At 60.4% G+C, this 22498-nt stretch carries 21 protein-coding genes; 14 read left to right on the plus strand and 7 right to left on the minus strand.

The annotated features are described in order from the left end of the window. Position 1: 1 nt before the first annotated feature. The 7 genes from trpD to ACE3O2_RS07540 form a co-directional block, all read right to left on the minus strand. Complete coding sequence (gene trpD / locus ACE3O2_RS07510) at positions 2-1030, minus strand: anthranilate phosphoribosyltransferase (RefSeq protein WP_374336682.1); 1029 nt, start codon at positions 1028-1030, stop codon at positions 2-4. Between the two features lie 38 nt (positions 1031-1068). Beyond that, entirely contained in the window at positions 1069-1638 is a 570-nt protein-coding gene (locus ACE3O2_RS07515) for an aminodeoxychorismate/anthranilate synthase component II (RefSeq protein WP_374336204.1), read from the minus strand. A 400-nt stretch (positions 1639-2038) separates the two neighbouring features. Continuing rightward, entirely contained in the window at positions 2039-4582 is a 2544-nt protein-coding gene (locus ACE3O2_RS07520; RefSeq protein ID WP_374336206.1) for a PEP/pyruvate-binding domain-containing protein, read from the minus strand. Next, positions 4576-5172: a TetR/AcrR family transcriptional regulator gene (locus ACE3O2_RS07525; protein WP_168875518.1), complete on the minus strand. Its 597-nt coding sequence runs from the start codon at positions 5170-5172 to the stop codon at positions 4576-4578. The genes ACE3O2_RS07520 and ACE3O2_RS07525 overlap by 7 nt, the downstream gene beginning before the upstream one ends. Positions 5173-5243: 71 nt before the next feature. Continuing rightward, positions 5244-5666: a hypothetical protein gene (locus ACE3O2_RS07530; protein WP_374336208.1), complete on the minus strand. Its 423-nt coding sequence runs from the start codon at positions 5664-5666 to the stop codon at positions 5244-5246. Next, complete coding sequence (locus ACE3O2_RS07535; protein WP_374336210.1) at positions 5663-6139, minus strand: hypothetical protein; 477 nt, start codon at positions 6137-6139, stop codon at positions 5663-5665. The genes ACE3O2_RS07530 and ACE3O2_RS07535 overlap by 4 nt, the downstream gene beginning before the upstream one ends. Continuing rightward, positions 6136-6546: a hypothetical protein gene (locus ACE3O2_RS07540; protein ID WP_374336212.1), complete on the minus strand. Its 411-nt coding sequence runs from the start codon at positions 6544-6546 to the stop codon at positions 6136-6138. The genes ACE3O2_RS07535 and ACE3O2_RS07540 overlap by 4 nt, the downstream gene beginning before the upstream one ends. A 94-nt stretch (positions 6547-6640) precedes the next feature. Here ACE3O2_RS07540 and ACE3O2_RS07545 point away from each other — a divergent pair, with 94 nt between their 5' ends. From ACE3O2_RS07545 to ACE3O2_RS07610, 14 genes are all read left to right on the plus strand, one after another. Next, positions 6641-7372, plus strand: coding sequence for an alpha/beta fold hydrolase (locus ACE3O2_RS07545; RefSeq protein WP_374336214.1), 732 nt, complete (start codon positions 6641-6643; stop codon positions 7370-7372). A gap of 11 nt (positions 7373-7383) precedes the next feature. After that, complete coding sequence (locus tag ACE3O2_RS07550) at positions 7384-7938, plus strand: TetR/AcrR family transcriptional regulator (protein ID WP_374336216.1); 555 nt, start codon at positions 7384-7386, stop codon at positions 7936-7938. Positions 7939-8114: 176 nt separating this feature from the next. After that, positions 8115-8648, plus strand: a complete 534-nt coding sequence (locus ACE3O2_RS07555) for a 4-vinyl reductase (RefSeq protein WP_168875512.1) — start codon at positions 8115-8117, stop codon at positions 8646-8648. Between the two features lie 12 nt (positions 8649-8660). Next, complete coding sequence (locus tag ACE3O2_RS07560) at positions 8661-10721, plus strand: FAD-dependent oxidoreductase (RefSeq protein WP_374336219.1); 2061 nt, start codon at positions 8661-8663, stop codon at positions 10719-10721. 1 nt (position 10722) lies between these two features. Further along, positions 10723-12603 (plus strand): (Fe-S)-binding protein, encoded by a 1881-nt coding sequence (locus ACE3O2_RS07565; RefSeq protein ID WP_374336221.1) that lies wholly within the window; start codon positions 10723-10725, stop codon positions 12601-12603. 10 nt (positions 12604-12613) lie between these two features. Next, positions 12614-13726: an electron transfer flavoprotein subunit alpha/FixB family protein gene (locus ACE3O2_RS07570; RefSeq protein WP_374336223.1), complete on the plus strand. Its 1113-nt coding sequence runs from the start codon at positions 12614-12616 to the stop codon at positions 13724-13726. Then, positions 13723-14487 carry an electron transfer flavoprotein subunit beta gene (locus tag ACE3O2_RS07575; RefSeq protein WP_374336225.1) on the plus strand — a complete coding sequence of 255 codons (765 nt, stop codon included), beginning with the start codon at positions 13723-13725 and terminating at the stop codon, positions 14485-14487. Before ACE3O2_RS07570 ends, ACE3O2_RS07575 begins: the two co-directional genes overlap by 4 nt. 30 nt (positions 14488-14517) lie before the next feature. Next, complete coding sequence (locus ACE3O2_RS07580) at positions 14518-15783, plus strand: aromatic ring-hydroxylating dioxygenase subunit alpha (RefSeq protein ID WP_374336227.1); 1266 nt, start codon at positions 14518-14520, stop codon at positions 15781-15783. A gap of 13 nt (positions 15784-15796) precedes the next feature. Further along, complete coding sequence (locus ACE3O2_RS07585) at positions 15797-16888, plus strand: FAD-binding oxidoreductase (RefSeq protein ID WP_374336229.1); 1092 nt, start codon at positions 15797-15799, stop codon at positions 16886-16888. A 262-nt stretch (positions 16889-17150) separates the two neighbouring features. Beyond that, on the plus strand, positions 17151-18329 hold the full coding sequence (locus ACE3O2_RS07590) for a glycine betaine/L-proline ABC transporter ATP-binding protein (protein ID WP_374336231.1): 1179 nt from the start codon (positions 17151-17153) through the stop codon (positions 18327-18329). Then, complete coding sequence (locus tag ACE3O2_RS07595) at positions 18322-19203, plus strand: ABC transporter permease (protein ID WP_374336233.1); 882 nt, start codon at positions 18322-18324, stop codon at positions 19201-19203. The genes ACE3O2_RS07590 and ACE3O2_RS07595 overlap by 8 nt, the downstream gene beginning before the upstream one ends. Positions 19204-19288: 85 nt before the next feature. After that, positions 19289-20269, plus strand: a complete 981-nt coding sequence (locus ACE3O2_RS07600; RefSeq protein WP_374336236.1) for a GlxA family transcriptional regulator — start codon at positions 19289-19291, stop codon at positions 20267-20269. A gap of 66 nt (positions 20270-20335) precedes the next feature. Continuing rightward, positions 20336-21295 (plus strand): choline ABC transporter substrate-binding protein, encoded by a 960-nt coding sequence (gene choX / locus ACE3O2_RS07605; protein ID WP_374336238.1) that lies wholly within the window; start codon positions 20336-20338, stop codon positions 21293-21295. A 239-nt stretch (positions 21296-21534) separates the two neighbouring features. Continuing rightward, entirely contained in the window at positions 21535-22476 is a 942-nt protein-coding gene (locus ACE3O2_RS07610; RefSeq protein ID WP_374336241.1) for a choline ABC transporter substrate-binding protein, read from the plus strand. Positions 22477-22498 lie beyond the last annotated feature (22 nt).

Below are 22498 nucleotides of genomic sequence, written 5' to 3' on the forward strand. Positions count from 1 at the left end.
GTTATTGGGCTAGCTGCTGGGTCACGCGGACGAATTGCTCCAGCTTGGCGCGGGCGGCACCGCTGGCAACCGCCTCACGAGCGAGCGTTACGCCTTCGCTGATGTTGCCGCATACTTGCGCCGCGTAGAGGGCGGCACCGGCATTGAGCAGCACGATATCGCGTACCGGGCCTTCTGCATTGTCCAGCGCCTCGTATACCTTGGCCTTGGAGGCATCCACGTCAGCCACCCGCAGCACGCGGCTGTCATAGACCGGCATGCCGAAGTCCGCCGGGTGGACCACGTACTCCCGAATCTGGCCGTTCACCAGTTCGCCCACCATGCTTTCGCCGGAGAGCGAGAGCTCATCCATGCCATTCATGCCGTACACCACCAACACATGCTCGCTGCCCAGCCGCTGCAACACGCGCACCTGGATGCCAACCAGATCCGGATGGAACACGCCCATCAGCTGGTTCTTGGCGCCAGCCGGGTTGGTGAGTGGGCCGAGGATGTTGAACAGGGTACGTACCCCCAGCTCCTTGCGCACCGGCGCTGCGTGCTTCATGGCACTGTGGTGATTGGGGGCGAACATGAAGCCGATGCCGGTTTCACGGATGCACTCTGCCACCTTGGCGGGGGAGAGGTTGATATTGGCACCCAGCGATTCCAGCACGTCGGCGCTGCCTGAGCTGCTGGATACCGAGCGGCCACCATGCTTGGCAACACGTGCACCAGCCGCAGCGGCCACAAACATGCTGGTGGTAGAGATGTTGAAGGTATGTGAGGCGTCGCCACCGGTGCCGACGATGTCGACCAGATGGGTGTGGTCATCCAGCTCCACCTTGGTGGCAAACTCGCGCATCACCTGGGCCGCGGCGGTGATCTCACCCACGGTCTCTTTTTTCACGCGCAGGCCAATGATGAGGCCGGCCATTTGTACCGGGCTCATTTCACCGCGCATGATCATACGCATCAGGTGCAGCATTTCGTCATGGAAGATTTCGCGGTGCTCGATGACACGCACCAGGGCTTCTTGCGGGGTAATCATGCCGGTATCTCCAGTAAGCGATGGGGTCAGCGGGGCGTTCATGCGGCCCCCGTCAGGAAGTTTTGCAGCATGGCGTGGCCATGCTCGGTGAGGATGGATTCCGGATGGAACTGCACGCCGTGGATCGGCAGGCTGCGGTGGCGTACCCCCATGATTTCCTGATCCTCGGTCCAGGCGGTGACCTCCAGGCAATCTGGCAGGCTGGCACGCTCAATCACCAGTGAGTGGTAACGGGTGCAGGTGACCGGATTGGGCAGCCCGGTAAAGCAGCTGGTGCCGTGATGGTGTACCGGTGAGGTCTTGCCGTGCATCAGTTGCTGCGCGTGGACGATCTTGCCGCCAAATGCCTGCCCGATGGACTGGTGCCCGAGGCAGACGCCGAGGATCGGCAGCTTGCCCGCAAAGTGCAGAATGGCTGCCACCGAGATACCGGCTTCGTTCGGAGTGCAAGGGCCGGGGGAGACCACCAGATGGTCCGGCTTCATGGCCTCAATGTCGGCAACGCTGACTTCATCGTTGCGGTAGACCCTGACCTCTTGGTTCAGCTCGCCAAAGTACTGCGCCAGGTTATAGGTAAAGCTGTCGTAGTTATCAATCAGGACCAGCATGTTGGAAGGTATCCTTAGTCATTTCAGCGTGGCGCAATCCGGGCGCCACGGGGTATCCGGGGGCGGGCCGATTCCTGCAGGAAGGCCCGGCGGCAAGGGGGAAGAGGGTCGTTAAGGCGCGGGGCGCCAGGGCCATGCCCCCACAGCGGGGACCGGGTGAAACACGATGGTACGGGGCGAAGCGGGGAGGGCAAACATGCCAGAACTCCTGAAAACGGAAGCTGCAAAAAGCCGGGCGGGCGCTTACGCGCGACGCCATCGCCAATCCGGTTTCAGGGTATTGAAAGTCATGATGGAGCGTTCAGAAGCTCAACATTGGGACAGCAGCTATTCTGACCGAAAGCCGCGCCGAGGGCAAGCCGCAGGTGGCGACCCTCGGTGGGCGGTGCATGGGCAGCGGTCAGGCTTGCGGAGTGAGGCGGCGGACCTCCCCGCTATCACCGCAAAGCTCGACCTCATCCCCATCCTGCAGCAAGGTCATGGCGTGGGTGATGTTGACCACAGCGGGCAGGCCAAACTCGCGCGCCACGATGGCACCGTGCGACAGATAGCCACCGGTTTCCAGAATCAGCCCGGAGGCCTTGAGGAACAGCGGTGTCCAGCCCGGGTCGGTCGAGGGTGCGAGCAGAATTTCACCCGTGGCCAGGCGGGTGCCTTCGCTGGGGTGGCGCAAGCGTCGCACCTTGCCTTGCACCCGGCCATTGGAGACGGGCAGCCCCTTGAGAACGTCCGAAGGCGCCACTTCCGTCGCCGCTGGCGTGCTGACCGGCTGCGTGGTGCCATAGAACACCACATCCGGCGCCGGGTTATGCTCCCAGTGCTGGCGCTGCAATTGCCGGTCGGCCACCAGTGCTGCCCAGCGTCCTGCGCGTGCGCCAGATAAGGCGAGCGGGATCTCTTCTCGCACCAGCCAGAAAATGTGCTCTGGCGCAGCCAGCTCGCCCGCCTGCTGCAGGCGACGCCCTGCTTCGAGCAGCATGCGCCGTTGCGGCAGGATATAGCTGACCAGTGAGCTGCGGGCTTGCTCGCGCTGTGAAAATTCGAGCGCGCTTTGCTTGAGCATGCCCGGCAGCAGCAGGCGGCGATACCAGGGTAGCTTGCTGTGCAGGGCGCGCCGGGCCGCTTCCGCCCGCTGCTTGCGATGGACCGCGAGGGTGTCAAAGTCCACATCCAGCCAGCCCGCCAGGCAGTCCAGCAAATAAGCCGGGTTTTCTGCCCAGCGCGGCTGGGTGCTGTCCGACTCATAGATGGCGCGATGGCCATAGGTCTTGAGGAAATCGGCAAAGGCCATGCGGAAAGGATGGTCAGCGGCCCAGGTGGTGTCCCATGGCTGCTGATCCCGCTCCGGGCTACGCAGCCAGCTCACAACATCAGCGTGCTGTCGGGCCAGCCGGGCAACGTCCATCAGTTGCAGGTTCTGCTGCATGGTGATGCTGGAAGGCTGGTCTGCCAGCAAACCACTCAACAGTTGCTGTGCTTCAGCCCTCGGCATGCGTTGGGACAGCTTGCCCAGCAGCAGGGTATAGGTCACGCCGCTGCCGGTCTGTAGTCGCTGCAGCTCCTCCTGCTGCCAGACATGGCGGTATAGTCGGTCAATCTCCTGTGCCAGTTGCTGGTTTTCCCATTGCACCCATCCGGCGGGGAGCCAGTTGCGTGCTTCTTCCAGCGCATCGGCATGCAGTTTGTTGGCCTTGCGACGCAAACGCATCATCGAAGGCGTAATGCGCAGCATGCGGCGCAGCACGAGTCGCTTGTGCTGCTTGCTGAGTGGCGGCACCGTAATTTCAGGCTGGGTCCCACCGGCCAGCTGGTTAGTGGAGGCTGGCGCGAAGCCAAAGCCATCGTGGAACTCCCATTGCAGCAGGCTGAGGTGCAGATAGGCACGGCCATTAAGCAGGCGAGTACGCACCGCTCCCGGGTGGAAGGGGTATTGCAGCAGTTTGCCGGTCACGGTGAGCATGCGATTGACCATGATGCCCATCACACTGCTATCGAGCGGGCTCAGCTGGTGCGGAATCACATCCTTGGTATTGGCGTTGGACCAGAATCCCGGCTGATTAGCCAGCGCGGCCGGTAGCGCTTCGCCCAAACGGGTGACGGGCCGCGCTTGCAGCAGGTAGAGCTGGTTGGCTTGCCAGGCCCACTCAATGTCCCAGGCGGTCTGGGTATCGTCCAACGCATAAGCCGCTTCAATACAGCAAGCCGCCAGCTGCTGCACCTGTTGCTCTGAGAGCGCACGCATGGAGGCAGCCTGCTCGCTGCTGCGGGTCTCTACCGGGCCATGCAGAGAGCTGTGGGTTTGCACTTGCTTGCGACCAATGCGGTAGTAATCCTGCTGCAGCTGCTGGTCACTGTCATAGGTCAGCAAGGCTTCGTCTGGTTCCGTTGCGCCCGATACCAGTGCTTCACCGAGGCCCAGCGTGGCCTGAATCAGCACCTGATCGCGGCGCCCCTGCTGTGGGTTGCAGGTAAAGCAGACCCCTGCGCTGTTGGCCGTCAGCAAAGGCATGATGACCACGGCCATGGCGACCGATGCGGCATCAATCTGGAAGCGCTCACGGTAGGCCACCGCCTGCGGACTATCCACCGAGCGGAAGACCGCCTCGATGCCACTCAGGATGGCCTCAATGCCGACCGCACCCAGCGTGGTGTGGTGAATGCCGGCAAAAGAATGCTCCGGCCCATCTTCAGCCAGTGCGGATGAGCGGATGGCCAGGGAGCGTTGCCGCCAGTGGGCCGGCAGCTGCCATAGCCAGTCCCACGCGGCGGGGTGGTCGCGCAAGGCGGGGCGGCCTGCGGCAACCCAGTCACGATAGGCCTGGGCGGGGAGAACCCGACCCTCGGTCACCGGAAAGCCGTAGCGGTGCAGGCGCGAAAGCTGCCAGGCCTTGCCGCCGGTTTCGGTAGGGCCGCGTGTGAACGTCTCGGGCCAGTCGATCAGCATGATGGGTGCTCCGAGCCTTGCAGAAACAGGGTCAGCATATGGTCCAGGCTTTGACCCAGGTCCACCTGCTCATTGGACAGCCAGCGCATCAGGGCGCTGGAGTGCAGATACTCCAGACCCAGCAGCAGCTCTTCCAGCGGAATATCGTTACGGATCTCACCGCAGCGTACGCCTTCGGCCAGCAAGGCCGCCAGGGCCTGACCGGCGCCGCTTCTGGGGACGTCGGGATCAAAAGCACGTGCATAGCGATAGGCCAGCCAGGGGCGCAGGTAAGCGCGGTGGCGCTGGCTCCACAGGGCTGCCTGGCGGAAATAGGCGCGAAGGCGGCTTGGGCAGTCCGGCTCGTTTCGCAGGCTCTGCTGAATCAGGGGTTGCAGCTGTTGCAGGTCTTGCTGGAAATGATGGGCCAGGATGGCCTCCTTGACCGGAAAGCGCTTGTACAAGGTGCCTTTGGCGACATCCGCTTCACGGGCAATATCCTCCATGCTGACCGCGTCATAGCCATGTTGCCCGAAGAGGGTCATGGCGACTTCCGCAATATGCTGAGCGGATTCTTGCTGCTTGCGTTCCCGACGACCTGGCGCATCCATGCTGCACACCTTTAAACTGAACGGTGTGCATTTTTATACGACGTTCAATAAATTGCAAGCGCAATTTTTGTTCATCCCAGCATGAGGTGCACCAGATTCAGGCGGGGACAACGCCCTGCTGTGTATTGCCAGCCCAGCAGATACACCGCGTGGTGTACCGTCAGTTCGGGCGCGGTATAGCGGCACCCGCGCTGATTGCAACGCACCTGCTCAGGGACAAGTCGGGTTTCACTGCCGCTCAGTTGCGCATCCAGCCAGCGGCGCGCCTCGGCAGGGGAAAAGTGCAGGCGACGACGGGGGGTTTGCTCATCATATTCATTGTCCAGCACAACGGTGACCGGCTGTGCACGATCCAGCAGGGCAGTGAGCTGCCCCTGCTCAAAGTGTTGCTTGACCTGTGGTTGAAAGAGGGTGGGGGACGGGCAAGGGCGATGCGCCAGACTGCCCAGGCTGGTGAGCAACAGCAAGGCGGCCAGCAACGAGCGGCGCATCATTCGGTTTCCTCAACCGTGCAGTTCGGCTGTACGTCATAGCCCAGATAGGCATAGGCATGCCAGAGCCGGTGACGGCCTTTTGCCGACCAAGCCGAGAACCAGAGGCCTTCCTGGCTGCTGCAAACGCGTACGTGGGGTATGGAAGACGGCGTGTCGGTATAGACCACCTGATAGTCCAATGCCCGTACGGCCTTGGGCAGCTGCAGCGGATAATAAGCCGCACCTTCCAGCATGGCCGCCTGCGCAGCAGGGCAGGGCTGATCTGTCATAGGCCCCAGCCTGACCCATTGCGACTGGCGGCGATGTGCTGTATCCAATTGTGTCATGCGCAAGCGCTTGACCTGCGGCGGCAAGGGCGTGGCAAAAGCGGCGCAGCTGCCATCCGGGGACAGCACAGCCAGACCGAACTGTGGATGGGCTTGAGCGGCTGCACAGGCCAGCGCCAGCAGGGTCAGCAGCAGGACCGGCTTCACGCGGGTTGACCTTGTTCAGCCATGCGGGCCGTAACATCCAGAATGTCCGCGACCGGGATCGTGAAAATACCTGCCTCACCCCGATCAAAGGCGTCACGCCAGATTTGATAGCCTTCACGGTAGTTTTCTGCCACCGGAGCATCCCGCTGCCAGGCTGTGACACTCTGTTGCAGGGTTTCCAGCGACACGGGCAGGTGAGGCATGTTTTCGCATAGACCGCCACCCGGTGTGGGAATGCGTACGCGCTGTACCCCGATATGGAAAATACGCCCCAACCGTACATCCTGGTCGATCTGGCAGATTTGCAAGGTGGAGCTGAACTCTCCGGCGCGGTGTCGGTAAGTCCAGACCTGGCCGACGGCAAAGTCTGGTGGCGTGCGCTTGAACAGGCGGGAAATCAGGCTCATGCTGTATGACATTCGGGCATATTGATCATGACATCGTCCTTGCATGGCAAGAGGGTGTCAAGGGAGGGTTTCCTCCGCAGCGGAAGGGGGCAGCGTGGTATTGGTGTTATTGCCGGGTCTGGATGGCAGCGGTTTGCTGTTTGAGCCCTTGCTGCGTGCGCTGGGCGGATCACTGCCTGTGCAGGTGTGGGCTTACCCGGCCCAGCTGGCCGGGGATTATGACATCCTGGCGGCGTGGGTCCGGACGCAGTTACCCGATCAAGCCTTTGTGCTGCTGGCGGAATCGTTCTCCGGCCCGGTGGCCTTGCGTATTGCACGCCAACCGCCACCAGGGATGCAGGGACTGGTGCTGTGCGCCACCTTTGTCCGCTCACCCCGGCCACTCCTGCGCTATCTGCTGCCCTTGCTGTCACGCCTGCCGCTGCAGCGTGTGCCTTTGCGCTGGGGGCGTTTTTTCCTGACGACACCCTGGCGCTTGCCCAGCGTGTATTGGCAAAGGCTGCAGGCGGCTTGGTCCGTGCTGCCGAGGGCCCACATCTTGCAGCGCTTGTGCGCGATCAGTGTCGAGCAGGGTGGGGCGATGCCGATAACCGTGCCTGTGCTGTGTCTGCACGCCACAGCAGACCGACTGCTGCCGCGCCAGACGACACAGTACTTGCGTGAAAGCCTGCCACAGGCGATGCATGTGCAGATCGCCGGGCCTCACTTCTTGCTGCAGACCTGCCCGGAGGCGGCTGCGGTAGCGATACAGCGCTTTCTGGGTCAGCTGCCGTCAGGCGGGCAGAAGCAGGACGACTGCGCTACACTGCTCACTTCTTCCGGCTAAGAGGTTATCGCGTGGCTGTTGATCGTGCCGCCCTGATCGCGCAATTGCGAAGGGTGTTTCATACCTACGGTTATGACGGCACCACGCTGAGTCGTATCAGTGCTGAAACCGGTTTGGGGAAGGGCAGCCTTTACCTTCAATTCCCGGGTGGAAAAGACGAGATGGCCGCAGTGGTGCTCTCCGCTGAAGGAGATTACTTCTATCATGGCCTGCAGGCCTTGCAGGAGGCCGGAACCCCGCTGGAGCGCCTGCAAGGCTTCATTCAGCGGCTGCGACTGGATCCTGCGCGTCGTCAGGAAGCCAGTACGCTCGATGTCTATACCATGGGTGAAGCACGAGAGCGGTTTGGTCACCATATGGAAGAAGCAGCCAGACGCTGGATCCTCGCCTTGCAAGGGGTGCTGCAGGATGCAGGCCTGGCCCCCGCGTGCGCCCGGCAGCGGGCAGTGGATGCGATCAGCCGGATCGAGGGCACCCGCTTGCTGTGCCGCTGCCTGGACGATTGGCAGATGTATGAGCAATTGATGGATGATTTGCCCGGGCAATTGCTGCTGCCTGTCTGCTAAAGCTGTCGTATTTCACCGCGTCCGCGGTTTTCCGACCTGTGCTGGTCGGCTCTCTGCAAAAACTTGTCGGTCACGCGGTATTCCACCCACAGTGGCTGCGGCAGTATGCCTGCATGCTGGATACGGTGCCATCCGGGCCGTGATCCCCCGTTGTGCAGTGCCTACTGGAGAGCGCCATGCAACCCCAAGTACCGATTGATGTGGATCCGCAAACCGGCGTCTGGTCGACCAACGGTCTGCCGATGCTGTATGTGCCGCGCCATTTTTTCGTCAACAACCACCGCGCGGTCGAACTGGTGATGGGCAAGCCGGAGTACAGTTCCATTCTCTACGATGCAGGTTATCGTTCCGCCTACTTCTGGTGTGACAGCGAAGCCAGAACGCATCAGATGAAGGGCATGGATGTGTTCAACCACTATCTGATGCGCCTGTCGCAACGTGGCTGGGGGCAATTTTCGGTGGTGGAAGCCAACGCCGAAACCGGCCATGCCCGCATCCGTCTGGATAACTCTGCCTTTGTGCTGGCACAAGGGGTAGCAGGGGTGCCGCAGAGTGAAGGCAAGGCCTGTTACATGTTTGCAGGCTGGTTTGCCGGTGCCATGGACTGGGTGGGTGAGAATTGTGGCTACCAGTACCGTACTACCAGCGATGAAACCCAGTGCGCCGGTGAAGGGCACGATCACTGCATCTTCACGGTTGAGCCGAAATAACGAGGTTTCTCCATGCGTTATCCGAACCTGTTTGCCCCGATTACCCTCAACCAGCTGACCTTGCGCAACCGGGTGGTCAGCACCGCCCATGCCGAAGTGTATGCCGAGCCGGGTGGTTTGCCGGGTGACCGCTATATCCGCTACTACGAAGAAAAGGCCAAGGGTGGCCTTGGCCTGGCGATCTGCGGGGGCTCCAGCCCGGTGTCGATCGACAGTCCGCAAAGCTGGTGGAAATCGGTCAATCTGACCACCGACAAGGTGATCGAGCCTCTGAACCGTCTGGCCGAGGCCATGCATCGCCACGGTGCCAAAATCATGATCCAGGCCACCCATATGGGTCGCCGCTCCAGCTACTACGGTGAGCACTGGCCGCACCTGGTCAGCCCGTCCGGTATTCGCGAGCCGGTACACCGTGGTAACGCCAAGATCATCGAGGTGGAGGAGATCCGCCGCATCATCGCGGATTTTGCGGCGGCCGCCAAACGGGTCAAGGCTGCAGGGATGGATGGCATCGAGATTTCGGCAGCCCACCAGCACCTGATCGACCAATTCTGGAGCCCACGCACCAATTTCCGCACGGATGAATGGGGCGGCAGCCTGGAAAACCGCATGCGCTTTGGCAAGGAAGTGCTGATGGCCGTACGAGAAGCGGTTGGCCCGGACTTCTGTGTTGGCCTGCGCATGTGTGGCGATGAGTTCCATGAGGATGGCCTCAGCCACGACATGCTGAAGGACATTGCACAGGCGATGTCGGAAACCGGCTTGATTGATTATCTCTCGGTGGTCGGTTCCGGGGCGGACACCCACAATACGCTGGCCAACTGCATGCCGCCGATGGCATTGCCGCCGGAGCCGTTTGTGCATCTGGCTGCAGGCATCAAGTCGGTCTCCAAGGTGCCGGTGATGCACGCGCAAAGCATTCGTGACCCCGTACAGGCCGAGCGGATTCTGGCCAGCGGTCAGGTGGATATGGTGGGCATGACCCGGGCCCATATTGCCGACCCTTATCTGGTGATGAAGATCCGTGATGGTCGCGAAGACCAGATCAAGCAATGCGTGGGTGCCAATTACTGTATCGACCGGCAGTACCATGGTCAGGATGTGCTGTGCGTGCAGAACGCCGCTACCAGCCGTGAAGCCACCATGCCGCACATCATCGAAAAAGCTGCTCGCAAGCGCAAGGTGGTGGTGGTTGGTGCCGGCCCTGCGGGCCTGGAGGCCGCGCGGGTATCGCGTGAGCGTGGTCACGATGTGGTGCTGTTCGAGAAGCAGGAGCAGGTGGGGGGACAGATCAATCTGGCGGCCAAGGCCCCGCAACGCGAGCAGATGGCCGGTATTGTGCGCTGGTTCGACATGGAAACCCGCAGGTTGGGCGTGGACCGTCGTCTGGGGGTAGCAGCAACGCCGGAGATGATTCTGGCCGAGCAGCCGGATATTGTGGTGCTGGCCACCGGCGGGCGTTCATTTACCGAACAGGTACCGGCCTGGGGTGTGGCAGAAGGCTTGGCCGTCAGCAGCTGGGACATCCTTTCCGGCAAGGTAGCCCCCAAGACCAATGTGCTGGTGTATGACGCGGTGAGTACCCATGCGGGTTTTGGCGCAGCAGACTTCCTTGCCAGTCGCGGCTGTACGGTGGAAGTGGTGACGCCGGACGTCAAGGTGTCGGACGACGTGGGGGGAACCACCTTCCCGATCTTCTACCGTCGCCTGTATGCGCAAGGGGTGATTCCGACGCCGAACTACTGGCTGGACAAGGTCTACCAGGAGGGCGACAAGCTGATTGCCGTGCTGCGCAATGAGTATACCGAGGCGCAGGAAGAGCGTGCGGTAGACCAGGTGGTGATCGAAAACGGCATCACGCCGAACGATGAGCTGTACTGGACCTTGAAGGACCGCTCGCATAACCGGGGTCAGACTGATATTCACGCGCTGTTCGCGTCGCAGCCACAACCGGCACTGGCGGAGAATCTGGCGGCTGGTCAGTTCCTGCTGTATCGGGTGGGTGACTGTGTCTCCATGCACAACATCCACGGTGCGATTTACGATGCCCTGCGGCTGAGCAAGGATTTCTGACATGACTGCCTCGATTGCCCATGCCTTGACCGGGCTGTTCTGGCTGGCCGCCTTGCTGCTGGTCGCCGGGCTGCTGCGGCGCAGTGCGCTGTGGCGGCAGGGCCGTCCGGCAGCGGTGAAATGGTCCAGCCTGCTGGCGATACCCAAGCGCTATTTTGTCGACCTGCACCATGTGGTGGCACGCGATCCCTTTATTGCCCGTGCCCACGTGGCGGTGGCGGGGGGGGCGGTGGCCGTGCTGCTGCTGGTGGCGCTCAATTACGGGCTGACGTTGTACTGGTGCTGGCTGGACTGGGGTATCGTGCTGTTTGCTGCGTTGATGTTTGCGGGTGCCTTGCTGATTCGCCAGCGGCGGCAAAACCCGCCTGCACGCTTGTCACAAGGGGCGTGGAACCGTTTGCCTTATAGCCTGCTGGCGTTTGCGGCCGCCATGTTGCTGCTGATGCTGCTGCCAGCCCAGCCGGTGGCGCAATTGATCGCCGCCCTGGCCTTGCTGCTGCTGGTGGTGGGTACCGCTGAGCTGGTGCTGGGCATTGGCCTGGGTGGGCCGATGAAGCATGCGGTGGCCGGGTTGCTGCATCTGGCGTTTCACCCGCGTGCCGAGCGTTTCTCCGGCGAGCGTTCCACGGGATTGCGTCCGCTGGACCTGGATGCCGGAGACTACGGTGTCGGCAAGCCGGCCGACTTTGCCTGGAACCGCCTGCTGTCCTTCGATGCCTGCGTGCAATGTGGCAAGTGTGAGGCTGCCTGCCCGGCGTTTGCTGCGGGCCAGCCGCTGAATCCGAAGAAACTGATTCAGGACATGGTGGTGGGCATGGCAGGTGGCTCGGACGCGCAGTTTGCCGGCAGCCCCTATCCGGGCAAGCCACTGGGCCAGCATCAAGGTGCGCCGGATCAGCCGATCGTGGGTCAGTTGATCGACGCAGATACGCTGTGGTCCTGTACCACGTGCCGCGCCTGTGTGCAGGAATGCCCGATGCTGATCGAGCATGTCGATGCAGTGGTCGACCTGCGCCGCCATGTCACCCTTACCCGTGGCGAGGTGCCCAACAAAGGGGGCGAGGCGCTCGATAACCTGCAGCAGACCGACACGGTGGGTGGTTTTCCGGTTGCTGTGCGCTACAACTGGGCGATCGACCTGAATGTGCCGGTGCTGCAAGCCGGGCAGAAGGTGGATTACCTGCTGCTGGCGGGGGAAGGTGCATTTGACATGCGCTATCAGCGCGCACTGCGGTCGCTGGTCATGATCCTCAAGCACGCCGGGCTCTCCTTTGCTGTGTTGGGCAGTGAAGAACGCGACTGCGGTGACCTGGCACGACGGTTGGGCGACGAGGCGACGTTCCAGCGTCTGGCCAAGGAGAATATTGCGCAATGGCAGACGCTGCAGTTCCGCCACATCATCACACCGGACCCGCATGTGTTCCACTGTGTGAAGAATGAATACCCGGCTTTCGGTGGTGAGTTTCAGGTACTGCATCACAGCCAGCTGATTGCTGAGCTGTTGCAACAGCAGCGCTTGCGCCTGAAGGAAGCTTTGCCAGATACCAGCCTCACCTTCCACGACCCCTGCTACCTGGGGCGCTACAACGGTGAAACCACGGCGCCGCGTGCTGTGCTCAAGGGCATTGGCATCAAGGTGGTCGAGATGGGGCGCTCTGGCATGACTTCCCGCTGTTGTGGCTGGGGTGGTGGCGCATCCTTTACCGATATCCCCGGGGAGCGGCGTATTCCGGACATGCGCATGCAGGATGTCCGCGAGAGTGGTAGCTCGCAAGTGGCGGTAGCCTGCCCGAATTGCACGGCAATGCTGGAAGGCGTGGTGGGGGATCGCCCCGAGGTCATCGAACTGGCCGAGCTGGTCGCGGCCCGGCTGGCAGATTGAGGGGGCAAACATGAGTCATGGAACCATCCCGCGGATTGATCCACGGCGGCCTTGGGTAGTCGGACCATCTGGCCTCAAGCGCATTGTGCTGGGGGCGGAAACCGGAGAGCGGGGGCAGCTGGCACCAGAGGCAAGCCATGGTGCGCAGGTATTGCCACTGCGCCTGCAGGGTGCTGCCGAGCGCTATAGCCTGGTGGTCTTGCACAGTGATCGCGGTGCCGTCGATGAAGCTGGGCGGCAAGCCATTGCCGCAGCGGCCTTGCTGGCGGACAGCAAGACTGCTGTGCTTGTTCTGGTGCTGGGCAGTTGCCAGGATGAACTCTCTGTCGTAGGCGCTGATGTGGTGTTGAGTGCACCAGCGTTTGATCCGCAACACTTTGCGCCGGAAGGGCGTTTGGCCTTGATTCAAGCGGTGGTGACGCAGTATGCGCCGGTGCAACTGGTGATGCCGGATCGGGGGGCAGATGCAGAACTGGGCCGACTGCTGGCAACGCGACAGCGCTGGTCGGTCGCCACCGATGTGGTCGAGGTGGCCGAAGGGCAGGTTCGTCGCCTGTTGCCGGGTGCGCGCTTTGCAGTGGCCGCCATGCCGTTCGTCCTGATGCTGGCGCGCAACGCAGTGGAAACCCGGTTGCCGTGGCGTGGACAAGGCGAGGTGCAATCGCTGCCCGCATTCACGAGCCCGCCAGAACGCATTCGTGACTTGGGCGTGAGCAGCAGCGCACCCGAGAACCTTGACCTGGAGGAGGCGGACGCCATCCTTTCCGCAGGCAACGGCATGCGTGACATGGCGGGGTTCCAGCAACTGGCCAGCCTGCTGGGAGCGGCAACCGGTGCATCTCGCGTGGCCGTTGATGATGGACGCTTCCCGCGCAGCAAACAGGTGGGTGCCACTGGCAAGACCGTGCAGTCCAGCTTGTACATGGCGATCGGTATTTCCGGCGCGGTACAGCATCTGCAGGGGATCAAGGAATGTCGCCATGTGGTGGCCATCAACCTGGATGAGAGTGCGCCGATCGTGAAGCGCGCCAGTCTGTCCGTAATTGCCGACAGCACCGACTTCATGGCCGCGTTGGCAGACTTGCTCAAGGCTGCACGGGCCAAACAGGAGAAAGCAGCATGAGTGGGGTCAAACTGACGGTGCTGGTTTCGCCAGGCAGACACCCGGTAAGCGGGCGGGCGCGTGTCTCGCCTGCTGACGCTGCGGCCCTGTGTCAGGCGCGTGAACTGCCCGGTATGCAGCTACGGGTCATGAGTGCGGGCCAGGGGCACACGGCTGATCTGGACGCTTATCTGGGTCTGGGAGTGGCAGAGCTGGAGTGGATTCCCACAGCGGACGAACGTGTTGCCGAAACCTTGCAGGCTGCGCTGGCGGGGCAGGAGCTGGTGCTGATGGGCAGTCGCGCGGATGGGGGGCTGTCGAGCGGCATGTTGCCGTTTCAGCTGGCTGCAGCGCTTGGCATGCCGGTGATTCAGGATGCCTTGCAGGTCAGTTTGCGAGGGCGTACCGCCCGAGTGGTGCAGTTTCTGCCCAAAGGCTTGCGACGTGAGCTGGAGGTGGATTTGCCGGCACTGATCACCCTGCATCCCCGTGCACATGGCACGACCCGCTATGCCTACGCCTTGGCACGTGCCGGGCGCGTGGTGCAGCGCCATGGTTTTGTCGTGTCGGTTTCAGAACAGTGCTGGCAGGTGGAGCCTGCGAACCGTCGGGCCCGGCCCCTGAAGGCGCAACTCAAGCTCTCAGGCCATGCCCGCATGCAAGGCGCCATCGCCAGCGATGAAGGCGGACGTGCTGGTCAAGTCGTGAAACAGGGTACGGTGGTCGAAAAAGCGCAAGTTGTTCTGGACTACCTGCGCGAACATCGCCTCATCGACTTCTGAGCACACATCTAACAGGGGAGTGCAGAACACATGTCGTCCAGCCCGATTCACCTGCATGGCAAACCGCTGAACCTCGCTGACATGCTGGCCCGTCGTCAGCAAGGCTACAGTCTGGAAGCGCCGTTCTATACCAGCCGCGAAGTCTTTGACGCCGATATGGAGCATATCTTCGGCAAGCACTGGATTTATGTCGGCGTGGAGCCGGATGTGCCTGAGCCGGGCGACTATGTGACCGTTCAGGTCGGTGAAAAGCCAATCCTGATTGTCCGTGATGACGACGGTGAAATTCGCGCTTTCCACAATGTGTGCCGTCACCGGGGCTCGCGTCTGTGCGCCGATGAGCGTGGTGCGGTGGGCAATCTGGTCTGTCCTTATCACCAGTGGACGTATAACCTGCAAGGCCAGTTGCTGTTTGCCGAGCATATGGGCGCGGATTTTGATCCGTCCAAACACCGCCTTGGTACGGTGCACCTGAAGAATGTGGCAGGCCTGCTGTTCATCTGTCTGGCGGATGAGCCGCCTGCAGATTTCGAAGAACTGGCCGCAACCATGACGCCGTATATCGCACCGCATCAGGTGGCGAATACCAAGATTGCCAAGCAGATCGACATCATCGAGCAGGGCAACTGGAAGCTGACGATGGAAAACAACCGGGAGTGCTATCACTGCACCGGTAACCATCCCGAGCTGACCATTTCTCTGTACGCCTACAGCTATGGCTTTGCCCCCACTCCAGAAACGGATGAGGGTATCCGCCGTTATGATGCCATGGTGGCAGAACGCCACGCCAAGTGGGAGTCCATGGGCTTGCCGTCGGCGGAGGTAGACCGTCTGGACAGCATGATTTCCGGCTTCCGCACCCAGCGCATGCCGCTGGACAAGACCGGTGAATCACAGACCCTCAATACCCGCCGCGCCTGTAATCGCTTGCTGGCCAACTTTGAAGATGGCGCAATCGGTGGCCTGTCGTTCTGGACCCAGCCGAACAGCTGGCACCATTTCATGGGGGATCATATTGTGACCTTCATGGTGATGCCGCTGGATCAAGACCGTACGCTGGTGCGCACCAAGTGGCTGGTGCACAAGGATGCCGTGGAAGGCGTGGATTACCAGATCGACAACATGACTGCCGTTTGGGACGCCACCAATGCACAGGACCGCCGCCTGGTGGAAGAGTCTCATCTGGGAGTGAAGAGCCCGGCCTATCGCCCTGGCCCATACTCCCCCTATACTGAGACGCTGGTTGAAAAGTTCAGCAACTGGTACATCAACCGCCTGTCGGCCTACATCAAGTAAGGGAGTTCCGTGCATGGCTGCTGCACCTTTGCCCGACTTCAACATGGCGGAGTCTGTCCTGTGGCAACCCGGCACGGACGACACGCTGGAGTGTGTGCTGGTGCGGGACGAAACCCATGATGTGAAAACCTTTGTGTTTCGCAGCCAGCAGCCACGGCGCTTTCGCTATCTGCCGGGGCAATTCATTACCCTGGAGCTGGAGATCAACGGGGCAGCCATCAACCGCTGCTATACGCTCTCCAGCACACCCACCCGGCCGGATACCGTCTCGATTACGGTGAAGCGGGTACCGAATGGACCGGTGTCCAACTGGCTGCATGACCATATGCAGGTTGGTCGGACGGTCAAGGTGCTGGGGCCTTCCGGCGAATTCAGCTGCTTTTTGCATGACCGGCCGAAGTATCTGTTTCTGTCTGCCGGTAGCGGGATTACGCCGCTGATGTCGATGTCACGCGCATTGACGGATCTGGCACTGGATCGGGACGTGGTGTTTGTCCACAGCGCCCGCTCTCCGGCTGACGTAATCTTTGCCCGTGAACAGCAGGCACTGGCCCGCAATAACCCGACTTTCCGTCACGCGGTTATCTGTGAGCGTGCCGGCGCAGATCGGGACTATGCGGGTTACCAAGGCTTCCTGTCACTGGCGACGCTGAGCAACATCGCGCCGGACTTCCGTGAGCGGGAAGTGTTTACCTGTGGTCCCGCGCCTTATATGGCAGCGGTGCGCAAGATACTGGAAGCTGCTGGTTTCAACATGCAGCAGTACCATGAGGAAAGTTTTGCCTTTGAAACCCTGATGGGCGGGGCGGAAGAGGCGCAGCCGCCTGCTGCGGCTGAGGGAGAGGGTTACACCATCCGTTTTGCCAAGAGTGGCGATGAGGTGCGCTGCGCACCGCCGCAAACCATTCTGGCGGCCGCCAAGGCCACAGGCATGCGCTTGGCTTCGTCGTGTACCCAAGGTTTATGCGGCACCTGCAAGACCAAAATGCTGTCCGGGCAGGTAGACATGAAGCATGCGGGAGGAATTCGACAGCGGGAGATTGATCAGGGCTTCATCTTGCCCTGTTGCAGTGTGCCGTTGTCAGACGTGGTGCTGGATCGGTAACAGCAGAGGAAGCGGATGTTTGTGATGAACATCCGCTTTTTTCATGCGGCTTCATCATGTTGCCGGCATGTCGGATCGCGTCATGTTCCTGTCGCCATCCCGTTACCCATGCAGCGCCCAGCCTTATATCGTAGTGCTTGATCCAGATCAAAAAACAGCCGACGATGGCATGAGGCCGACGTCCCAAGGCTGGCAAGAAAAGAGACCTCACATCAGGAAACGGTAGCGTGCCAGCAGGCGCACTACTGGCAACGGGGGAGATATGCCAGAAGCAAAGATCGTTGTCGAGAATCTGGTCAAAGTATTTGGTGACCAGCCCAAAGTGGCACTCGACCTGCTCCGTCAAGGCAAGAAGAAAGAAGAAATTCTTGCGCAGACTGGACAAGTCATTGGTGTCAACAATGTTTCGTTCAAGGTGAATCCAGGGGAAATCTTCGTGCTGATGGGCCTGTCTGGCTCCGGCAAATCCACCTTGATCCGTCTGATCAACCGGCTGGTCGAGCCCACCGATGGCAAGATCATCATCGATGGTCAGGACGTCGCCAAAATGTCGCCAAAGCAGTTGGTCAAACTGCGTCGCACCGACATGAGCATGGTGTTTCAAAGCTTTGCCCTGATGCCGCACCGTACCGTGCTCGCCAATGCCGCTTTTGGTCTGGAGGTGGCTGGGGTCGGGCGCAAGGAGCGCGAGAAAAAGGCCTTTGAGGTATTGCAGCAGGTGGGGCTGGGGCAGGTTACGGACAAGTACCCGCATCAGCTCTCAGGTGGCATGCAGCAACGGGTGGGTCTCGCCCGCGCGCTGACGGTCAATCCGTCCCTGATGCTGATGGACGAAGCATTCTCTGCGCTGGACCCGCTCAAGCGGCACGAAATGCAGGATGTGCTGCTCAATCTGCAGCGCGAGCATCAACGCACCATTTTCTTTGTGTCGCACGATCTGGAAGAGGCGCTTCGCATCGGAACCCGCATCGCCATCATGGAAGGTGGCCGTCTGGTTCAGGTAGGCACCCCGCAAGACATCATCGAAAACCCGGCGGATGAGTATGTGCGCGAGTTCTTCAAGAGCGTAGATACCTCGCGCTATCTGCTGGCCAAGGATCTGCTGGACGAGCATGCGGCCCATCAGGTGCAGCTGGGGCAAACCCCGGACATTCAGCGGGTCAACGGCCACCCATGGTGCGCCTGTCTCTCCGCTGACCAGCGTTGCCTCGGGCTGGTCAGCGCTGAGCGCCTCCGCTTGCAGGCAGGGAATTCTCTCTCGCAGGATGATTTGATCAAGGTCGAGCCCATCAGCCATCAGGCTGCGCTGCAGGCCATCTTGCCCCGCGTCACCGGGCAAAGCTTGCCGGTACCGGTGATGGATGATCATGGCCACTACCTGGGTGTGATCACGGCGGGTAGCGTCCTTTCCAAAATTGCACAGCGAGGCCTCCATGTCTGAAGATGCATTGAAACAGGTGGTTGAGAAATACCACGATATGGTTCCGCTGGGGCATTGGGCGGACCAAACGGTGAATTACCTCAAAGGGAACTTTCAGCCGTTTTTTAATAGCATTGGTGCCGGGATTGAATGGTTTGCCAACAGTATTGAACATAGCCTGCTGATCACCCCAAGCTGGGTGTTGCTGCTGATATTTGCTGGCGTCGGACTATGGCGGCGTGGCGCCTTGTTTGCAGGGTTTACCTTGGTCTCGTTGCTCTCCATCATGGCCATGGAGCAGTGGGATGCCATGGTCAAGACGCTGGCTCTGGTGCTGAGCTCGACTTTTCTGAGCTTGCTGTTGGGCGTGCCGTTGGGTATCTGGTGTGCCAAGAGTCGGCGGATCAATGCACTGGTACGACCTGTGCTGGATTTCATGCAGACCATGCCAGCGTTTGTGTATCTGATCCCGGCGGTGTTCTTCTTTGGCGTCGGCCAGGTCCCTGGCCTGTTGTCCACCATCATCTTTGCCATGCCACCCGCAGTACGGCTGACAACACTGGGTATCCGGCTGGTCAACAAAGAACTGGTTGAAGCAGGGCACGCTTTTGGCTGTACTGGCGCACAATTGCTGTTCAAAGTACAGCTGCCAACAGCTTTGCCGTCGATCATGGCGGGGGTCAACCAGACCATCATGATGGCTTTGTCCATGGTCATCATTGCCTCCATGGTGGGCGCCAGCGGGCTGGGGGATGCGGTGATGGGCGGGATTTCCCGCATGGATATTGGGCTGGGCTTCGAAGGGGGCTTGTCAGTGGTGTTGCTGGCGGTGATACTGGATCGTATTACCGAGACCTTTGGCAATGGCCGCGGCAAGCAGCAAGCCATGAGCTAAGGTCCAATAGGCATGGGGTCCGGAAACGGGGCATCGCACGATGCCCCTCCGTCGTTTCCGTGCACCTCGCAACAAGGAGTAAGCCATGTCACCGCAACAAATTGCCAGCATTGCCCATATCGGGTTTCTGGTGCTGCCGAATTTTTCCATGATCGCGTTCACCAATGCGGTGGAACCCTTGCGGATGGCCAACTATCTGAGCCGCAAGAAGCTGTATCGCTGGTCGGTGATCAGCTGTCACGATACGCCGGTGGCCGCCAGCAATGGCCTGACCCTGGCCCCGACCTGTAAACCGGAAGAAGTACCGCAACCTGATGTGCTGTTTGTCTGTGGTGGTACCGGCATCCGTGAGGTGGTGGACGAGCGGGTGATCAGTACGCTGCGCCGTTATGCGCAAGCTGGGGTGCCGTTGGGTGCCTTGTGCACGGGTACTTTTGCACTGGCCAAGGCGGGGGTGCTGAACGGCTACCGCTGCTCCATCCACTGGGAGAACCTGTCTGCCATCCGCGAGGAGTTCCCGGCCATTCATTTCAGCAGTGAGCTGTTCGTGATGGATCGCGACCGCTTTACCTGTAGTGGCGGCACTGCGCCGCTCGACCTCATGCTGAACATCATCCGCCAGAAAGGAGGCAAGAGCCTGGCTGCGGATGTGTCCGAGCAGTTCATTGTGGAGCGCATCCGCGATGAGAAGGACCAGCAACATATCCCACTGGTGGCGCGTATCGGCTCGGGTCACGAATCTCTGCTCGAAGCCGCCATTGCCATGGAAAACAATATTGAAAACCCGGTCTCGCTGGAAAAGCTGGCGGAGGACCTGGGCTTGTCATTACGGCACCTGGAGCGCCTGTTCAAACGCTATCTGGGAACGACTCCTGCACAGTATTACCTCGATTTACGCTTGCGGCGGGCGCGTGAGCTGTTGCTGCAAACCAGCATGTCGGTGATGGAGGTGACGGTAGCCTGTGGCTTCCAGTCATCCTCGCACTTCAGCAAGTCTTACCGGGGAGTGTTCGGCTATCCGCCCAGCAAGGAAAGGCAGCCGGAAACCCACCATTCCGTCATGTAACCCGTTTGTCATGCCGGTGCTTCAGGCTGGCTGTCATCGTTGTTCCAATTGAACTGGAGAGTGTCGATGCAGTTTGCTTTACGTGCAAAACCCCTTGGTCTGGGTCTGCTGTTCGCAGCCAGTGTGTTGGTCACTCTGCCCGCGGGGGCCGCTGAACCGGACCAGTGCGCTTCGGTGCGTATCGCTGAAGTGGACTGGACCGATATCACGGCGACAACAGCATTGACGACTACGGTGCTTCGCGGGCTGGGCTATAAGGTGCAGCCGGTGGTCGGGACGGTGCAGGCCACCTTCAATGGCCTCAAGAGCAAGAAGTATGACTTCTTCCTGGGCTATTGGAAGCCCAGTATGGATGCGGACATTGCCCCCTTTGTGAAGAGTGGGGACGTGAAAGTTTTGCCAACGCCCAATCTGACTGGCGCCAAGTACACGCTGGCAGTGCCGAGCTATGCCGCTGAAGGGGGCCTGAAAACTTTTGCCGATCTGGTCAAGTTCAAGGAAAAGCTGGGTTACAACATTTATGGCATCGAGCCTGGTAATGATGGTAACCGCCTGATCAAGGACATGATCGACAAGAATACCTTCAACCTCAAGGATTTCCTGCTGGTGGAGTGGGGGGAGAAGGGCATGCTGTCTGAAGTACAGCGTGCCGTAGGCCAGAAGCGCTGGATCGTGTTCCTGGCATGGGAACCCCACCCGATGAACGTCAATTACAAACTCACCTACCTCTCGGGTGGCGACAAGATATTCGGCCCCAACTTTGGCGAGGCCAAGGTCTATACCGTTGTGGCTCCCGACTACATGCAGCGCTGTACCAATGTGGCCAAGCTGTTGAATAACCTGCAATTCAGCCTGAAGATGGAAAACGAAGTCATGGGGGCCTTGATGGACAAGGTCAAGCCGGACGCCGCGGCCAAGGCCTGGCTGGCCAAGAATCCGGACGTGCTGAAGACCTGGCTCAATGGTGTGACCACCCTGGACGGTAAGGACGGACTGACTGCAGTAACGGCTGCGCTGGGGCAGTAGTCATTGCTCGAGGGCGCGGTTATGGCTGCATCGGCGACTGTGGGCAAAACACGGTCGCCCTGATACAAGTCACGGTGCGCTGGCATGTCACGCTATCTCTTGCAGATGACCGTATCCGACCATAGTCAGGAGCGGTTCTGCAGCCCTGCCCGCACCGTCTTCTGACGGCAAGGGGGATGCCATGCACGACAACAATATCTTGCTGAATTCAGGTTAAGCACCTCACAGGAGAGTGGAAGATGAGCAAAGCACGTCAGATGTTTGCGGTTCTCAGTCTTGCAGCATGTAGTCCTATGGTCATGGCCGCCGATCCTGCGGGCTGTGAGAAAGTCCGCTTTGCCGATGTGGGCTGGACCGATATTGCCGCGACGACCGGTCTGGCCTCCACTGTGCTGGAAGGTCTGGGCTATAAGACTTCCACCACCATTTCTTCTGTGCCGGTGACGTTTGCAGGTCTGCAACACAAGCAGCTTGATGTGTATCTGGGATACTGGAATCCGAGCCAAACCCCGATGATTGAACCCTTCGTCAAGGGCAAGCAGCTGGTGGTGCTGCCAACCCCGAATCTGGTGGGGGCCAAGTACACGCTGGCCGTGCCCAGCTATGTGGCTGCGGGTGGTTTGAAGAGCTTTGCCGATATCGGCAAGTTCAAGGACAAGCTGGGTGGCAAGATTTACGGCATCGAGCCGGGCAACGATGGCAACAAGCTGGTCATGGACATGATCAAGGCCAACGAGTTCGGCATGAAGGATTTCAAGGTCGTTGAATCCAGTGAGGCTGGCATGCTGGCTGAAGTGGAGCGCGCGGTGGCGCAGAACAAGTGGGTTGTGTTCCTGGGCTGGGAACCGCATCCGATGAACGTCAAGTTCAAGATGACCTACCTGACCGGTGGCGACAAGTATTTTGGCCCCAACCTGGGCGAAGCCAAGGTCTACACGGTGACGGCCAATGATTACAGTACCCGCTGCCCGAATGTCGGCAAGCTGCTGAGCAATCTGCAGTTCACGTTGCCGATGGAAAACATGGTGATGGGCTCCATCATGAACAAAACCAAGCCCAATGCAGCAGCCAAGGAATGGTTGCGCAAAAACCCGTCGGTACTGGACAAGTGGCTGGCCGGTGTGACCACACTGGATGGCAAGGAAGGCTTGCCTGCGGTGAAAAAGTCGCTGGGTCTGTAAAGCGGCGTTTTCCGGAAAAACA

Origin of the sequence: Leeia sp., assembly GCF_041909055.1 — a bacterium.
GTDB classification, from domain to species: domain Bacteria; phylum Pseudomonadota; class Gammaproteobacteria; order Burkholderiales; family Leeiaceae; genus Leeia; species Leeia aquatica.

What these genes read in the sequence shown, in the direction of transcription:
- trpD (WP_374336682.1), bottom strand. Translation starts at nt 1,030, where the DNA reads ATGATTACCCCGCAAGAAGCCCTGGTGCGTGTCATCGAGCACCGCGAA.
- ACE3O2_RS07515 (WP_374336204.1), bottom strand. Translation starts at nt 1,638, where the DNA reads ATGCTGGTCCTGATTGATAACTACGACAGCTTTACCTATAACCTGGCG.
- ACE3O2_RS07520 (WP_374336206.1), bottom strand. Translation starts at nt 4,582, where the DNA reads ATGCTGATCGACTGGCCCGAGACGTTCACACGCGGCCCTACCGAAACC.
- ACE3O2_RS07525 (WP_168875518.1), bottom strand. Translation starts at nt 5,172, where the DNA reads ATGGATGCGCCAGGTCGTCGGGAACGCAAGCAGCAAGAATCCGCTCAG.
- ACE3O2_RS07530 (WP_374336208.1), bottom strand. Translation starts at nt 5,666, where the DNA reads ATGATGCGCCGCTCGTTGCTGGCCGCCTTGCTGTTGCTCACCAGCCTG.
- ACE3O2_RS07540 (WP_374336212.1), bottom strand. Translation starts at nt 6,546, where the DNA reads ATGAGCCTGATTTCCCGCCTGTTCAAGCGCACGCCACCAGACTTTGCC.
- ACE3O2_RS07555 (WP_168875512.1), top strand. Translation starts at nt 8,115, where the DNA reads ATGCAACCCCAAGTACCGATTGATGTGGATCCGCAAACCGGCGTCTGG.
- ACE3O2_RS07560 (WP_374336219.1), top strand. Translation starts at nt 8,661, where the DNA reads ATGCGTTATCCGAACCTGTTTGCCCCGATTACCCTCAACCAGCTGACC.
- ACE3O2_RS07565 (WP_374336221.1), top strand. Translation starts at nt 10,723, where the DNA reads ATGACTGCCTCGATTGCCCATGCCTTGACCGGGCTGTTCTGGCTGGCC.
- ACE3O2_RS07570 (WP_374336223.1), top strand. Translation starts at nt 12,614, where the DNA reads ATGAGTCATGGAACCATCCCGCGGATTGATCCACGGCGGCCTTGGGTA.
- ACE3O2_RS07575 (WP_374336225.1), top strand. Translation starts at nt 13,723, where the DNA reads ATGAGTGGGGTCAAACTGACGGTGCTGGTTTCGCCAGGCAGACACCCG.
- ACE3O2_RS07580 (WP_374336227.1), top strand. Translation starts at nt 14,518, where the DNA reads ATGTCGTCCAGCCCGATTCACCTGCATGGCAAACCGCTGAACCTCGCT.
- ACE3O2_RS07585 (WP_374336229.1), top strand. Translation starts at nt 15,797, where the DNA reads ATGGCTGCTGCACCTTTGCCCGACTTCAACATGGCGGAGTCTGTCCTG.
- ACE3O2_RS07590 (WP_374336231.1), top strand. Translation starts at nt 17,151, where the DNA reads ATGCCAGAAGCAAAGATCGTTGTCGAGAATCTGGTCAAAGTATTTGGT.
- ACE3O2_RS07595 (WP_374336233.1), top strand. Translation starts at nt 18,322, where the DNA reads ATGTCTGAAGATGCATTGAAACAGGTGGTTGAGAAATACCACGATATG.
- ACE3O2_RS07600 (WP_374336236.1), top strand. Translation starts at nt 19,289, where the DNA reads ATGTCACCGCAACAAATTGCCAGCATTGCCCATATCGGGTTTCTGGTG.
- choX (WP_374336238.1), top strand. Translation starts at nt 20,336, where the DNA reads ATGCAGTTTGCTTTACGTGCAAAACCCCTTGGTCTGGGTCTGCTGTTC.
- ACE3O2_RS07610 (WP_374336241.1), top strand. Translation starts at nt 21,535, where the DNA reads ATGAGCAAAGCACGTCAGATGTTTGCGGTTCTCAGTCTTGCAGCATGT.